This is a genomic window from Cryptosporangium sp. NPDC051539, from assembly GCF_044454545.1.
GTDB lineage: Bacteria > Actinomycetota > Actinomycetes > Mycobacteriales > Cryptosporangiaceae > Cryptosporangium.
Map to the genome: position 1 here is coordinate 26,298 of NZ_JBITDV010000004.1, position 13,953 is coordinate 40,250.

Consider the following 13,953-nt stretch of genomic DNA (forward strand, 5'->3'; position numbering starts at 1 on the left):
CACTGGGGCGCGGGCGTACTGGGGCGCGGGCGTACTGGGGCGCGGGCGTACTGGGGCGCGGGCGTACTGGGGCGCGGGCGTACTGGGGCGCGGGCGTACTGGGGCGCGGGCGCGTACCGGGCGCGGGCGGCCCACCGTCGCTTTCCGGGCCACCGCCGCGTACCGGGCCGACAGCGCGGAAGAGGGCGGCCGCTGCTTCCGCCGACACAGTGGACGGAGCGGCGCGGAGGCCGAATCGTCCAGCCTTCGCCGGCGCGAGTCCCACACCCGGACCGGCAGGCCCGGGCCGCGCTAGCCTGCCGGCGCCGCGCCCGAAGGCCCGCACGGCCGCCGCGCGGCGAGCGTCGCGCACCGCCGGAGCCGCCGAGAATCAGCGCAGTATCGCCGGGCCCTGTAATCGACCGGCGCGGTACCGGAGGCCCGCATATCTGGCCGCGCGGCGAGGGTCCCCCCATCAAGCAAGCGGCTCGCGGACCAGGCCGCTGTGGCAGCAGCAGCGGCAGCGGCAGCCCCGGCCCCCGGCCCCAGCCCCGGCCCCAGCCCCGGCCCCAGCCCCAGCCCCAGCCCCAGCCCCAGCCCCAGCCCCAGCCCCAGCCCCAGCCCCAGCCGAGAATCGTCCAGCCCGCGCCCGCGCGAGTCCGCACACGGCCGGGTAGGTCCGAGCCGGGGGTAGCCGGCCGGCGCCGCGCCCGGAGGCTCGCGCGGTCGGCTGCGTGGCGCGCGTCCCGGGCCGCCGGAGGCGGCGGGAACCGGGCGGACCCGCCGGGCCGCATCTGGGCTGACCGGCTCGAGCGGCTGATGCCCCGGCGGCCTCTGAATCCGGTGCCCCGGCGGCCTCTGAATCCCGTGCCCCGGCGGCCTCTGAATCCGGACGGCCGATTCAGCACCACGAGGCGATTTCTGAGCCCCGTGGACCGCATTCTGACGCCGAGCGAGCCGAGTCCGTAATCCTCGGCAAACGTGAATAGGATATTCATTTCTTCGCCGCAACAACCTGCGGCAGGCAGTAAACCGGTGCACACTTCGGTCAGCGGCATCGTCCCGGCTGGGGTCGCCACCTCCCGGGACGATGTCCCCTACGTCCGAGCGGCCCGCCGATCCGCCCGCGCCGTCGTAGCCACGCGGTATCGCCCCTCAGGCTTCAGACGACAAGGACCGCCGAGCCGTCGTAGCCACGCGGTATCGCCCCTCAGGCTTCAGACGACAAGGACCGCCGAGCCGTCGTAGGCTGCATCGCCCTCAGCCCACGACGGTCGGCGGGTCCGCCCGAGCACGACGGCCCATGGGTGGGGTTTCCGTAGCCGTCATGCCCGGATCTTCACCCGGCGTCCGAAGGGCCCGCAACGAACACCGGGGAGAGCGGACCGCGACCAGCGGCGTCCGGAGTAGCCGCCGCCGGACCGCTGTACGCGCGGCCGGGCACCAGACCGGGAACTGGTACCCGACCGCTCTCCACCCGACGCTCCCCGGCGAGGCGAACCCCGCGACCGTCGGGCGAGACCGCCCGAGAACCATTGGGCCTTACGCCATCACCGAACGGTAGAGTGACGCAGCCTTCACTCACTTTCACCAAGCGTCAGAGTCTCGTTACTCCGAGGTAGCGACGGCGGACACCGGGTTCGGAACCGCCCCGCCGTAGCGCCGATCGCGCGACGCGTAGATCTCGCAGGCCCGCCAGATGTTCCGGCGATCGAAGTCCGGGAACAGCGTGTCGTCGAAGACCAGCTCCGCGTACGCCGACTGCCAGAGCAGGAAGTTCGAGATCCGCTGCTCCCCCGACGACCGCACGAACAGGTCGACGTCCGGGATCGACGGCTCGTCGAGATAGCGCGCGAACACCTTCTCGGTGATCTTGTCCGGCGACAGCTTCCCCGCCGCGACCTCCCGCGCCACCGCGGCCGCCGCGTCGACGATCTCGGCCCGCCCGCCGTAGTTCACGCAGAACTGCAACGTGAGGACGTCGTTGTCGACGGTCATCTCCTCGGCCGTCTCGAGCTCGGCGATCACGCTGCGCCACAATTTCGGACGCCGCCCGGCCCACCGGACCCGCACGCCCATCGCGTTCAGCTGATCGCGCCGCCGACGGATGACGTCCCGGTTGAATCCCATCAGGAACCGGACCTCGTCCGGCGACCGCTTCCAGTTCTCGGTCGAGAACGCGTACGCCGAGAGGTACTTCACGCCGATCTCGACGCAACCCTCGATGACGTCGAACAGCGAGTCTTCGCCGCGCTTGTGACCCTCGGTCCGGGGCAGGCCGCGCTGCTTCGCCCAGCGCCCGTTGCCGTCCATGATCAGCGCGACGTGCCTCGGCACCAGATCGGCCGGGATCGCCGGCGGCCGCGCACCACTCACATGGGGGGTCGGCGGGCGAAAGGGCCTGCGCCGCTTGCTCATCGAGAGGACTCCGTTCGATCGACCAGCGGCAACGAGCGTAGGCCCCGCTCCAAGTGCCACTGCAGGTGGGCCGCCACCAGTCCGCTGGCCTCGCGCCGGGTCGGCGACTCGGTGCGCCCGGCGTGGTTCCAGTCGCCCTCCAGCAGCGCCACCATCAGCTCCAGCGCCTCCACCGACGGCGAGGCCGACCCCGGCGGACGGCAGTTCGCGCACACGCATCCACCAGCCTGTACCGAGAACGCCCGGTGCGCGCCGCGCAGGCCGCAGACCGCGCACTCCATCAGCGCGGGGGCCCATCCGGCGTAGCTCATCGCGCGCAGCAGATAGGCGTCCAGAACGAGTGGGGCGTCGTGCTCGCCGGCCGCCAACGCGCGCAGCGCGCCGACCGTCAGCAGGTGCAGCCGCAACGCGGGCTCGCGCTCCTCGGCGGTGAGCCGCTCCGCGGTCTCCGCGATCGCGCTCGCCGCCGTGTACCGACCGTAGTCGTCGACGATGTGCTTCCCGAACGGTTCGACGGTCTCCACCTGGCTGACGACGTCCAGCGACCGGCCTTCGTAGAACTGGACGTCGACGTGACTGAACGGCTCCAACCGGCCGCCGATCCGGCTCTTGGTCTTCCGGACGCCCTTCGCCACCGCACGGACCCGGCCGTGCCGCCGGGTGAGGAGCGTGATGATGCGGTCGGCCTCACCGAGTTGCTGAACCCGGAGGACGACGCCGATGTCCCGGTAGAGCGGCAAGTTCTAGAAACCCAATCGTCGGAGCTGGCGCGGATCACGCTGCCAGTCCTTGGCGACCTTGACCCGCAGATCCAGGAAAACCTTCGTCCCGAGCAGGGCCTCGATCTGCCGCCGGGAGGTGCTTCCCACGTACTTGATCCGCTCGCCACCGGCCCCGACCACGATCGCCTTCTGGCTCGGACGCTCGACGAACACCGTCGCGCGGACGTCGAGCAGGTCGTCGCGGCCCTCGCGCTGCTCCATCTCCTCGACGACGACCGCCAGCGAGTGCGGCAACTCGTCCCGGACGCCTTCCAGCGCGGCCTCGCGGATCAGCTCGCCGACCATGACCATCTCGGGCTCGTCGGTCAGCTCGCCGTCGGGGTAGAGCGGAGGAGACTCCGGCAGGTACTTGGTCAGCAGGTCGGCGAGCAGCTCGACCTGCTCGCCGGACTTCGCCGACACCGGCACGATCTCGGCGAACTCGGCCAGCTGCGAAACCGCCAGCAACTGCTCGGCCAGGCGCTTCTTCTCGACCAGGTCGGTCTTGGTGACCACCGCGATCAGGTTCTTCTTCTTCAACCCGGCGATCTCGTCGGCGATGAACCGGTCACCGCGCCCCACCGGCTCGTCGGCCGGCACGCAGAGCGCCACCACGTCGACCTCGGCCCAGGTCGTGCGGACCAGGTCGTTGAGCCGCTCGCCGAGCAGCGTCCGCGGCTTGTGCAGGCCCGGGGTGTCGACGAGGATCAGCTGCGAGTCGGGCCGGTTGACGATGCCCCGGACGGTGTGCCGGGTCGTCTGCGGCTTACTGCTGGTGATCGCGATCTTCGTACCCACCAGCGCATTCGTCAGCGTGGATTTGCCGGCGTTCGGCCGGCCTACGAAGCATGCAAACCCGGCATGAAAGTCGCTCACGCCGTCCATTCTCCCACTCCCGCGAGGTGGCGTCGGCCGGGCATGCTGTTCGCGTGGGCCGTGCCGACGAGTTACCACCCGCCGTGCGCCGGGCCGGTGCCTCCGAACTGACCGGCCTGCCGGTCGACGACCTGCTCGACCGGCGCGGAATGGTCCGGTCGGCGCCCGGTCACACCCGCGGGGCACGTGCGCTCGTCTACGCGCGCTCCAGTCCGGACGACGCCTACGACGAGATCGGGCTGCGGCAGTAGCCGCAGCCGATCAGGGCCGGGCGACCACCGCGCCGGTCGGATCGGCGACGAGGATCGGCGCACCCGGCGTCAGGTCCCGCACCGCCGCGGCGCCGGCCGCGTCCGCCGCACCGGCGGCGGTGACGACGGCGGCGGCCTCCAGGCCCGGCGCACCGCTCGACACCGCCATCGCTACCGCGACCTGCAGTGCGGAGAGCGAGAGCGACGGCAACGCGACGGTGGACGCCGCATACGTGCGGCCGTCGGTGTCACGCACCGCCGCGCCCTCGGGCGCACCGTTGCGCGCCCGGGTGGACCGCGCCAGCGTGATGATCTTGGCGTCCTCAGCATCGAGCTCAGACATCGGCGGTGTGCGTCTCCTCGGCCGGTTCGTCGTCGGATGAAGGCTCGAGACGCCGGACCAGGACCGTGTCGATCCGGTTCCGCCGCCCGCCCGCGCTCTCGGCGGTCAGTTCCAGGCCCTGGATCCGCACGCTCGCACCCGGAATCGGCACCTTGCCGAGCTCGTGCGCCAGCAGGCCGCCGACCGTCTCGATGTCGTCGGAGTAGTCGGGCAGATCGACGTCGAGCAGCTCACCGAGGTCTTCGACCGGCAGCCGGGCGGTCACCCGCACGGAGCCGTCGTCGAGGTTCTCGACCGGCGGACGCTCGTTGTCGTACTCGTCGGCGATCTCGCCGACGATCTCCTCCAGGATGTCTTCGATCGTCACCAGACCGGCGGTACCGCCGTACTCGTCGATGACGATCGCCATGTGGATGCGCCGCTGCTGCATCTCGCGCAGCAGGTCGGCCACCGGCTTGGACTCCGGGACGAACTCCGCGTCACGCATGATCTGCTCGACCCGCAGCTGACGATCGGCCTCCGGCTGCCCCTGGACCCGCCGGACCATGTCCTTGAGGTACACGACGCCGACGATGTCGTCGATGCTCTCGCCCAGCACCGGGATCCGCGAGAAGCCGCTGCGCAGCGCGAGTGACGTCGCCTGCCGCACGGTCTTCGTCCGCTCGATCCAGACGATCTCCGGCCGCGGCACCATCACCTCGCGGACGATCGTGTCGCCGAGCTCGAAGACGGAGTGAATCATCTCCCGCTCTTCGCTCTCCACGACCCCGCGCTGCTCGGCCAGGTCGACCAGCTCGCGCAGTTCGGTCTCGGTCGCGAACGGGCCCTCGCGGAACCCGCGGCCGGGCGTCACCATGTTGCCGACGAGGATCAGCAGGCGGGCCAGCGGGTTGAGCACCCGGCCCAGCCAGCGGGTGATGCCTGCGCTGGCCAGCGCCACCGGATACGGGTGCAGCCGGCCGATCGTGCGCGGCCCGACCCCGACCAGCACGAAGCTGACCACGGTCATGCTGCCCGCGCTGACCAGCGCGGCGATCCACCCGGGGCCCCAGCGGTCGATCGCGACGAGCGCGACGAGCGTCGTCGCGGTCAGCTCGCAGGCCAGCCGGATCAGCAGCAACAGGCTGACGTGCACCGGCAGGTTGCCGACCAGCGCGACGAGGTTGCCCGCCCCGCGCGTGCCCGCCCGCTGCATCTCCTCGGCCCGCGCCTGCGAGATCTGGTTGAACGCGGTGTCGGCGGCCGCGACCGCCCCCGCCACGACGACGAGACCGGCCGCGGCCGCCAGCAGACCCGGAGTGCTCATCAGTGATCGGAGATGGTGGGCTTGAGGTCGGCCGTGGCCGGCATGCCGGCACTGCGCCGGTACGCGCTGACCAGGCGGTTCTGCAGGCCGAACATCTCGCGCTCCTCCTCCGGCTCGGCGTGGTCGTAGCCGAGCAGGTGCAGGATGCCGTGCACGGTGAGCAGCATCAGCTCGTCCGGAGTGCTGTGACCGGCGGCCTTGGCCTGGCGCTCGGCCACCGCCGGGCAGAGGACGACGTCTCCGAGCAGCGTGGGCTCGGGGCCGTCTTCGTCCGCGCCGGGACCGCGGTCGGCGTCCAGCTCGTCCATCGGGAACGCGAGGACGTCGGTCGGGCCGGTCTTCTCCATCCAGCGGTGGTTCAGCTCGGCCATGTATCCGACGTCGACCAGCAGGATCGACAGCTCGGCCATCGGGTTGACACCCATTTCGTCCAGGGTGTTGCGGGCGACGGCCAGCAGCGCTGTCTCGTCTACCTCGTGCCCCGATTCGTTCGAGATCTCGATCGACATCGTCCTATCCAACACCCGCGTCAGGTGCGACGGGCAGGGCGGCCACCCGCGGCGCGTCGGCCACCGCCGTCGTGGTCCGCGTCGTAACGGGCGTACGCGTCGACGATGTCGCCGACCAGCCGGTGCCGCACGACGTCGGTGCTGGAAAGCTCGGCGAAGTGCACGTCTTCGACGCCGTCGAGGATGTCGCGGACCACGCGCAGCCCGCTGGTCGCGCCGCCGGGCAGGTCGACCTGGGTCACGTCGCCGGTGACGACGATCTTCGAGCCGAACCCGAGCCGGGTCAGGAACATCTTCATCTGCTCGGCCGTGGTGTTCTGGGCCTCGTCGAGGATGATGAACGCGTCGTTGAGCGTCCGGCCACGCATGTACGCCAGCGGGGCGACCTCGATCGTGCCGGCCTGCATGAGGCGCGGGATCGAGTCGGGGTCGACCATGTCGTGCAGCGCGTCGTAGAGCGGCCGCAGGTACGGGTCGATCTTCTCGTAGAGCGTGCCGGGCAGGAAGCCGAGCCGCTCACCCGCCTCGACCGCCGGCCGGGTCAGGATGATGCGGTTGACCTGCTTGGCCTGCAGCGCCTGCACGGCCTTGGCCATCGCCAGGTACGTCTTGCCGGTACCGGCCGGGCCGATACCGAACACGATCGTGTGGTCGTCGATCGCGTCGACGTACCGCTTCTGGTTGAGGGTTTTCGGCCGGATCGTCTTGCCGCGCCTCGAGATGATGTTGAGGGTGAGAACCTCGGCCGGGCGCTCGTCGCTGCCCGACTTGAGCATGGCGATCGTCCGGTTGACGGCGTCCGGGGTCAGCACCTCGCCGCGCTCGACCAGCGTCAGCAGCTCGGCGAAGAGCCGCTCGGCGAAGGCGTTGTCGGCCGGGGCACCGGTGAGCGTGATCTCGTTACCGCGCACGTGGACGTCGGCGGCGACCGATCGCTCGATGAGGGAAAGAATGGCGTCACCGGAGCCCAGCAGGCTGACCATCGCGTGGGCGTCAGGGACGACGATGCGGGTTTGCGCCGACGAAGGCGCTTTGATATCTGCCATGGGCCGACCCGGTAGGGCCGCTTCCGCCTGCTCTCGTTCTCGGGGTTCGTCTCGTCACGATCCTACCGGTCCGAATCCCCAAACGCCTCGGCAGAATCAGCGCTCGAGTTCTGACCTGGGCCCGTACGTTTGCTGGTCTCGGGTGAACCGGTAGGTGGCCCAGCGCATGTACTCGACGGTTCCGTCGGGGGCTCGGAACAGCTCCAGCCGCTCGCCCGCCTCCCGGCCGGAGACGGTCCGGAGCAGGTCCGGGGCCTCGAACGCGAACACCGCGGGCGGAGCGGCCGCCACGGCCGACGCCGACCGGCCCTCGAGGTGCCCCTTCGTCCAGCGGAACACGAACTCGCTGCCCTCCGACCACCAGCGCCCGAGGATCCCCGCGTACTCCCTCGGAGCCGGTTCGCCGATCGTGTACGGCTCGATGTCCACCGGATCGTGCTCCAGCGACGCGGCGATCAGCGCGTGCGGCGCGGCCACGATCCCGCCCGCGGTCCCCGACGACCCGAGCACCGCGGCGCCGATCGTGACACCCCGGCGGCACCAGACCCCGGCCAGGAAGCCCGGCATCGCGCCGTTGTGCCCGATGTCGAGCGCCCGGTCGCCCCCACTGCCCTGCGGCGCGGCCTGCAGCCCCAGCCCCCAGCCGGTGTGCCAGTTGACCGGGTCGGTGACGACGACCGGTTCGTACATCTCCTCCAGCGTCGACCGGGCCACCACCGACGGATCCGGCTTGGCCAGGAACAACGCCCAGCGGGCCATGTCGTCGGCCGTGCTCCAGAGCTGGGCCGCCGCCGCGGCCCCGGCCAGGTCGAAATGCGGCTCCGGACGGGCGTGATCGGAGTACGCGTCGACCAGGTAGCCCTGCGCGGCGTCCTCCCGCGGCAGCACGGTCGTGTCCGAGAGCCCCAGAGGCGTCAGCAGCCGATCAGCGAGAACCGCAGACCACGGCGCGCCGGTCTTGGCCTCCACCAGGTGCCCGAGCAGCGCGAATCCGAGGTTCGAGTAGTGCCACCGCCGACGAGGCGAGAGAACCGCCTCCGCCTTCGCGACCTCCTCCAGCAGCCGGCCGCCGTCCGGGACGTCGACCGCGTCCCAGATGTTGCCCCACGGCTCGCGCTGCAGGCCGGACGTGTGGTTGAGGATGCTGCGGATCGTCAGCTGGCCGTGCGCGGGCAGCGCCAGGTGGGCGTCGATCTGGTCGTCGAGGTCGAGCATCCCGGCGTCGCGGAGCTGAAGCACCAGCACCGCGGTGAACGTCTTGGTGACCGACCCGATCCGGAACTGGGTCGCCGGCCGAACCGGCCGGCCCGCCCCGGCGTCTCCGATCTGGAGGCTCCAGTCCGGACGGTCGGCGCGGACGACCGCCGCCGCGACGGCCGGCACACGTTCTTCTGCCTGCAACTTTCGAACGATTCGCTCACACGCAGCCGCAGCCACGTCGGCCGGAGTCATCCCGGTTCTCCTCTCACCGCCGCAAGGAGAGCCTATCCATCCATCCGTACTGTTATGCGGCTACGACCAACGGGCGGTGCGCGCGTTGAGGATCGACAGTGCCGCCACCCCGGCCGTCGACGTCCGCAGCACCGTCGGGCCGAGGCGCACCGGCACCGCACCGGCCGCGACGAACGAGTCCAGTTCGTCCGGCGCGATGCCGCCCTCCGGCCCCACGACCAGCGCGACCGATCCGAGGCCGGCGGCCAGCGGGGTCACGGCCAGGGGCTCGGTGGCGTCCTCGTGGAGCACGAACGCCGCATCGACGGCGCTCAGCGCCTTCCGCACGTCCGCAGTGGAGGCGAGATCGGAGATCTCGGGCAGCCAGAGCCGGCGCGACTGCTTGGCGGCCTCGCGGCCGGTGCTGCGCCACCGGGCCAGCGCCTTGTCGCCGCGCGCCTCTTTCCAGCGGGTGACCGACCGGGAGGCCTGCCAGGGCAGCACGACGTCGACCCCGGCCTCGGTCATCATCTCGACCGCGGCTTCGCCACGATCACCCTTCGCCAGCGCCTGCACGACCGTGACGGTCGGCGTCGGCCGGGGCACCCGCTCGATCGTCCGGACGTCGAGCCGCAGCACGTCGCGGTCGGCGGCCACGACGACGCAGGACGCCCGGCCACCAGCGCCGTCGGCGAGCAGCAACGTCTCGCCCGGCCCGAGCCGGCGCACCAGAGCGGCGTGCCGGCCCTCGGGCCCGTCGAGCACCGCCGGGCCGACCGGCGGCAACTCGTCGATCAGAAATACGGGCTCGGTCATGCGCTCGGTCAGGCGTGCCCGTTGAACGCGTCACGGACCTTGGAGAAAAAACCGCCCTGCGCCCGCATCGGCTCCGGGCGCTCCTCACCCCGCAGCTTCGCCAGTTCGCGCAGCAGACGCTCCTGCTCGGCGTCGAGACGGGTCGGCGTGCGCACCTCGAGGTGGACGTGCAGGTCGCCGCGACCGCTGCCGCGCAGGTGCGGGACGCCGCGGGCACGGACCCGGACGACGGTGCCGGGCTGAGTGCCCGCCTTGACCTCGATCTGCTCTTCGCCGTCGAGCGTCTTGAGGTTGATGTTCGTCCCCAGCGACGCGGCGGTCATCGGGAGCGAGACCCGGCAGTGCAGGTCGTCGCCCTGACGGGTGAAGACGTCGTGCGGACGCTCGTGCACCTCGACGTAGAGGTCGCCGGGGGGGCCACCGCCGGGGCCGACCTCGCCCTCACCGGCCAGCCGGATCCGCATGCCGTCCTCGACGCCGGCCGGGACCTTGACGGTCAGCGTCCGGCGGCTGCGCACCCGGCCGTCACCGGCGCAGCCGGGGCAGGGGTGCGGAATGACCGTGCCGAAGCCCTGACAGGCCGCACAGGGGCGCGACGTCATGACCTGGCCGAGGAACGAGCGCTGGACGGTCTGCACCTCGCCCCGTCCACCACAGACCTCACAGGTCGCCGGGTGGGTGCCGGGTGCGGTACCCGCGCCGGAACACGTGGTGCAGCGCACCGCGGTGTCGACCGTGAGCTCCTGGTTGACGCCGAACGCCATGTCGACCAGATCGAGGTCGAGCCGGATCAGCGCGTCGGAGCCGGGGCGGGTACGCGGACGCGGGCCACGTGTGGTGGCACCGCCGAAGAACGCGTCCATGATGTCTTGGAAGCCCATCGTGAACGGGCCGCCGGGGCCGCCCGCCGGGCCGCCGCCACCGCCGGGCGCCATCGGGTCGCCGCCGAGATCGACGAGCTCGCGCTTCGCCGGATCGGACAGCACCTCGTACGCGACCGAGACGTCTTTGAACTTCTCCTGTGCATCGGCATCAGGGTTCACGTCCGGGTGCAGCTCGCGCGCGAGCCGGCGGTAGGCCCGTTTGATCTCCTCGGGCGTCGCGTCCCGCGCCACCCCGAGGATGCCGTAGTAGTCCTTCGCCACGTGTGTGTCCCCAACTCCGGAAGGCATATCCCTGCCCAGCCCCGCTCAGTTCCCTGCGAGAATCTCACCGACGTACCGCGCTACGGCACGGACCGCGCTGATCGTGCCGGGATAGTCCATCCGGGTCGGACCCACCACCCCGAGACCGGCCAACGCGGTGTCACCAGCACCGTAGGCCGTCGTCACCACTGAAATGCCCCGCAACTCCTCAACCTGGTTCTCATCACCGATCCGGACCCGCAGCACCGTGGGAGAGTCGACCTCTCCCACGAGCTTCAGGAGCACCACCTGCTCCTCCAGTGCTTCCAAGATCGGGAAGACCGATCCGCGGAAGTCAACCGTACTGCGCGTGAGGTTGGCGGCGCCCGCCAGGACGACCCGTTCTTCCCGTCGTTCGACGAGAGTCTCGAGCAGCACACTGGCCACGATCGTCAATGCCGGACGCAACGCGGGCGCGATCGAGTCGAGCAGTTCCTCGACCCGGGTCGGCGCGTCGGACAGCCGCTGGCCGGCCAGTGCGTTGTTCACCGTGGTGCGGAGCACGTTGACGTCGTCGTCGCCGATGCCCGCCGGGAACTCGACCGTGCGCTGGTCGACCCGGCCGGTGTCGGTGATCAGCACCAGCAGCAGGCGGTTCGCCGAGAGCTGCACGAGTTCGACGTGCCGGACCGAGCTGCGCGTCAGGCTCGGGTACTGGACCACCGCGACCTGACGGGTGAGCTGGGCCAGCAGGCGCACCGTGCGGGTGACCACGTCGTCCAGATCGATCGCACCGTTGAGCAGCGTCTGGATCGCCCGCCGCTCGCCGACCGAGAGCGGTTTGACGGCGGCCAGCCGATCGACGAAGAGGCGGTAGCCCTTGTCGGTCGGAATGCGCCCGGCGCTGGTGTGCGGCTGGGCGATGTAGCCCTCTTCCTCCAGCACCGCCATGTCGTTGCGGATCGTCGCCGGCGAGACGCCGAGCTGGTGACGCTCGGCCAGCGCCTTGCTGCCGACCGGCTCTTCGGTGTTGACGTAGTCCTGCACGATGGCCCGGAGGACGGCCAGCTTCCGCTCGTCGAGCGTCACGCCGTCACCTCCCCGCCCACGTCCCTGGCACTCCGCCACTGAGAGTGCCAAGCATACGGCGCGGACGTGGCCGCCCGCTTCCTCTGTGTGGGTCTTGTTACTAACGCGAAGCGGCGGTCGCCGCGTCGGCGGGCGCTCCGCAGATCGCCCTGGCGATCTCCCCCAGCTGGGCCACCTGCTCCGGCGTCAGCCTGTCGATGAGGCGTTTACGCACCTCAGCGACGTGCGCGGGCGCGGCCGCACGCAGCACGCGGTAACCCTCGTCGGTCAGAACCGCCAGCGCGCCGCGACCGTCGGTCGGGCAGCTCTCCCGCCGGACCCAGCCGCGCTCTTCGAGGCGGGAAACCGCATGCGAGAGACGACTTCTGGACGAAAGAGACGAATGGGCGAGCTCACTCATTCGCAGGCTGCGACCGGGCACATCGGCCAGGCGGACGAGGATCTCGTAGTACGTGTGCGGCATCCCGGCATCTCGCTGCAACTGCCGGTCGAGCGCCTCGTTCAGCAGCCGGTTGGCCTCGATGTACGCGCGCCAGGTGCGCTGCTCGTCCGGGCTGAGCCACTGCGAGTCGGCCATTGCACCCCCCTCTTGCTCGCCCCCGGTGTCGAGCCCGAACTGTAACTTGCCCTACGGCAGCACTGCCCGGACGACGGCGTCGGCGAGCAACCGCCCCCGGCGGGTCAGTACCGCGCGGGTGTCGCTGGGTGCCAGCAGGCCGTCGCGCATGGCCTGGCCGGCGGCGGCTCGCCCGGTGGCGTCCAACACCGCCAGCGGCAGGCCGTCGGCCAGGCGGAGCCGGAGCATCACGTCCTCGACCCGGCGGTCTTCGGCCGCGAGCAGTTCGCGGGCCTCGGCCGGTGACGTCTTCGCCGCCAGGCGGTCGGCGTACCGGCCCGGGTGGCGCAGGTTCCACCAGCGGACGCCACCCACGTGGCTGTGCGCCCCGGGGCCGACACCCCACCAGTCGCCGCTGCGCCAGTAGAGCTCGTTGTGCCGGCAGCGCGCGCCGTCGTCGGCGGCCCAGTTCGAGACCTCGTACCAGTGCAGACCGGCCGCTTCCAGCGCGTCGTCGGCGATGACGTACCGGTCGGCGAGCACGTCGTCGTCGGGCATCGGGAGGATCCCGCGGGTGATCTGGCGGGCCAGCCGGGTGCCGTCCTCGACGATCAGCGCGTAGGCGCTGACGTGGTCGACCCCGGCGGCGACGGCGGCGGCCAGCGACGACGACCAGTCGGCGTCGGTCTCGCCGGGGGTGCCGTAGATCAGGTCGAGGTTGACGTGCTCGAAACCGGCCTTGCGCGCTTCCTGGGCGGCCTGCACCGCGCGGCCGGGCGTGTGCCTGCGGTCGAGGATCGCGAGGACGTGCGAGCGGGCCGACTGCATGCCGAGCGAGATCCGGTTGAAGCCGGCCGTCCGGAGAGCTTCCAGGGAGGCCGGGTCGACGGTGTCGGGGTTGGCCTCCGTGCTGATCTCGGCATTGTTCGCGAGGCCGAAAACGTCGTCGATGCGTTGCTTGACCTCGGCCAGGTACTCGGCCGGGAGCAGCGTCGGGGTGCCGCCGCCGACGAACACCGTGTCGACGCGGGGCAGGCCACCGGGTGCGGCGCCGAGCACGGTGCCGGCCAGGTCGACCTCGGCCAGGGCGGCCTCCAGCCAGCTCGCGGCGTCGGTCCGGCCGGCACTCCCGAGCTCGCCGGGGGCGTACGTGTTGAAGTCGCAGTAACCGCACCGGGACGAACAGAACGGCACGTGTACGTACATTCCGAAGCCGCGCTCGCCGAGCCGGGCGAGCGCGCCGTCGGGGAGCCGGCCGTCGTCCGGGGCGGGTTGCCCGTCGGGTGGGAGTCCAGCCATTCCTCTAGTGTGCCGGAATCGTTTTTCGGCCTCGCTCGTTCTCCTCACCGCAGGCTTAGGCGAAAGTCGTACGCTCGATCGGCGGACGTCTCTCGTTCCCCACGAGCGACACCACGAAACAAACGGCGTTCACGACACGGCGGGAGGAA

At 71.2% G+C, this 13,953-nt stretch carries 14 protein-coding genes; 1 reads left to right on the top strand and 13 read right to left on the bottom strand.

The window, feature by feature from the left end; genetic code table 11:
- Positions 1 to 1,587: 1,587 nt before the first annotated feature.
- Genes ACIBZJ_RS13755 through era form a run of 3 tightly spaced genes read right to left on the bottom strand, consistent with a single transcriptional unit; the run spans position 1,588 to position 4,043 of the window.
- Positions 1,588 to 2,397: an isoprenyl transferase gene (locus ACIBZJ_RS13755; protein ID WP_395929178.1), complete on the bottom strand. Its 810-nt coding sequence runs from the start codon at positions 2,395 to 2,397 to the stop codon at positions 1,588 to 1,590.
- The gene (recO, locus tag ACIBZJ_RS13760) at positions 2,394 to 3,137 is read right to left on the bottom strand and encodes a DNA repair protein RecO (RefSeq protein WP_395929180.1); all 744 of its coding nucleotides are present in this window, start codon (positions 3,135 to 3,137) and stop codon (positions 2,394 to 2,396) included. Before recO ends, ACIBZJ_RS13755 begins: the two co-directional genes overlap by 4 nt.
- Positions 3,138 to 3,140: 3 nt before the next feature.
- On the bottom strand, positions 3,141 to 4,043 hold the full coding sequence (gene era, locus ACIBZJ_RS13765) for a GTPase Era (protein WP_395929182.1): 903 nt from the start codon (positions 4,041 to 4,043) through the stop codon (positions 3,141 to 3,143).
- Positions 4,044 to 4,087: 44 nt separating this feature from the next.
- Between era and ACIBZJ_RS13770 the strand changes: the two genes are divergently transcribed.
- Positions 4,088 to 4,285, top strand: coding sequence for a hypothetical protein (locus tag ACIBZJ_RS13770; protein ID WP_395929184.1), 198 nt, complete (start codon positions 4,088 to 4,090; stop codon positions 4,283 to 4,285).
- 10 nt (positions 4,286 to 4,295) lie between these two features.
- Here ACIBZJ_RS13770 and ACIBZJ_RS13775 read toward each other — a convergent pair whose 3' ends face one another.
- The 10 genes from ACIBZJ_RS13775 to hemW all read right to left on the bottom strand — a co-directional run bounded on the left by ACIBZJ_RS13775 (position 4,296) and on the right by hemW (position 13,804).
- A complete protein-coding gene (locus tag ACIBZJ_RS13775; protein WP_395929186.1) occupies positions 4,296 to 4,628 on the bottom strand; it encodes a cytidine deaminase in 333 nt (110 codons plus the stop codon).
- Positions 4,621 to 5,934: a hemolysin family protein gene (locus ACIBZJ_RS13780; RefSeq protein WP_395929188.1), complete on the bottom strand. Its 1,314-nt coding sequence runs from the start codon at positions 5,932 to 5,934 to the stop codon at positions 4,621 to 4,623. The genes ACIBZJ_RS13775 and ACIBZJ_RS13780 overlap by 8 nt, the downstream gene beginning before the upstream one ends.
- Positions 5,934 to 6,443: an rRNA maturation RNase YbeY gene (ybeY, locus tag ACIBZJ_RS13785; RefSeq protein ID WP_395929190.1), complete on the bottom strand. Its 510-nt coding sequence runs from the start codon at positions 6,441 to 6,443 to the stop codon at positions 5,934 to 5,936. The genes ACIBZJ_RS13780 and ybeY overlap by 1 nt, the downstream gene beginning before the upstream one ends.
- Positions 6,444 to 6,463: 20 nt before the next feature.
- The gene (locus ACIBZJ_RS13790) at positions 6,464 to 7,489 is read right to left on the bottom strand and encodes a PhoH family protein (RefSeq protein ID WP_395929192.1); all 1,026 of its coding nucleotides are present in this window, start codon (positions 7,487 to 7,489) and stop codon (positions 6,464 to 6,466) included.
- Positions 7,490 to 7,585: 96 nt separating this feature from the next.
- A complete protein-coding gene (locus ACIBZJ_RS13795) occupies positions 7,586 to 8,941 on the bottom strand; it encodes a serine hydrolase domain-containing protein (protein ID WP_395929194.1) in 1,356 nt (451 codons plus the stop codon).
- A gap of 60 nt (positions 8,942 to 9,001) precedes the next feature.
- Complete coding sequence (locus ACIBZJ_RS13800) at positions 9,002 to 9,736, bottom strand: 16S rRNA (uracil(1498)-N(3))-methyltransferase (RefSeq protein WP_395929196.1); 735 nt, start codon at positions 9,734 to 9,736, stop codon at positions 9,002 to 9,004.
- An 8-nt stretch (positions 9,737 to 9,744) separates the two neighbouring features.
- A complete protein-coding gene (dnaJ, locus tag ACIBZJ_RS13805; protein WP_395929198.1) occupies positions 9,745 to 10,881 on the bottom strand; it encodes a molecular chaperone DnaJ in 1,137 nt (378 codons plus the stop codon).
- Between the two features lie 45 nt (positions 10,882 to 10,926).
- Positions 10,927 to 11,949, bottom strand: coding sequence for a heat-inducible transcriptional repressor HrcA (gene hrcA / locus ACIBZJ_RS13810; RefSeq protein WP_395929200.1), 1,023 nt, complete (start codon positions 11,947 to 11,949; stop codon positions 10,927 to 10,929).
- A gap of 100 nt (positions 11,950 to 12,049) precedes the next feature.
- Positions 12,050 to 12,526, bottom strand: coding sequence for a MarR family winged helix-turn-helix transcriptional regulator (locus ACIBZJ_RS13815; protein ID WP_395929202.1), 477 nt, complete (start codon positions 12,524 to 12,526; stop codon positions 12,050 to 12,052).
- Between the two features lie 51 nt (positions 12,527 to 12,577).
- Positions 12,578 to 13,804 carry a radical SAM family heme chaperone HemW gene (gene hemW, locus ACIBZJ_RS13820; protein ID WP_395929204.1) on the bottom strand — a complete coding sequence of 409 codons (1,227 nt, stop codon included), beginning with the start codon at positions 13,802 to 13,804 and terminating at the stop codon, positions 12,578 to 12,580.
- Positions 13,805 to 13,953: the final 149 nt, after the last annotated feature.

Coding starts and splice junctions, on each gene's coding strand:
- ACIBZJ_RS13815 (WP_395929202.1), bottom strand. CDS start 12,526: ATGGCCGACTCGCAGTGGCTCAGCCCGGACGAGCAGCGCACCTGGCGC.
- ACIBZJ_RS13780 (WP_395929188.1), bottom strand. CDS start 5,934: ATGAGCACTCCGGGTCTGCTGGCGGCCGCGGCCGGTCTCGTCGTCGTG.
- era (WP_395929182.1), bottom strand. CDS start 4,043: ATGGACGGCGTGAGCGACTTTCATGCCGGGTTTGCATGCTTCGTAGGC.
- ACIBZJ_RS13800 (WP_395929196.1), bottom strand. CDS start 9,736: ATGACCGAGCCCGTATTTCTGATCGACGAGTTGCCGCCGGTCGGCCCG.
- ACIBZJ_RS13795 (WP_395929194.1), bottom strand. CDS start 8,941: ATGACTCCGGCCGACGTGGCTGCGGCTGCGTGTGAGCGAATCGTTCGA.
- ACIBZJ_RS13755 (WP_395929178.1), bottom strand. CDS start 2,397: ATGAGCAAGCGGCGCAGGCCCTTTCGCCCGCCGACCCCCCATGTGAGT.
- ACIBZJ_RS13790 (WP_395929192.1), bottom strand. CDS start 7,489: ATGGCAGATATCAAAGCGCCTTCGTCGGCGCAAACCCGCATCGTCGTC.
- hemW (WP_395929204.1), bottom strand. CDS start 13,804: ATGGCTGGACTCCCACCCGACGGGCAACCCGCCCCGGACGACGGCCGG.
- ACIBZJ_RS13775 (WP_395929186.1), bottom strand. CDS start 4,628: ATGTCTGAGCTCGATGCTGAGGACGCCAAGATCATCACGCTGGCGCGG.
- ybeY (WP_395929190.1), bottom strand. CDS start 6,443: ATGTCGATCGAGATCTCGAACGAATCGGGGCACGAGGTAGACGAGACA.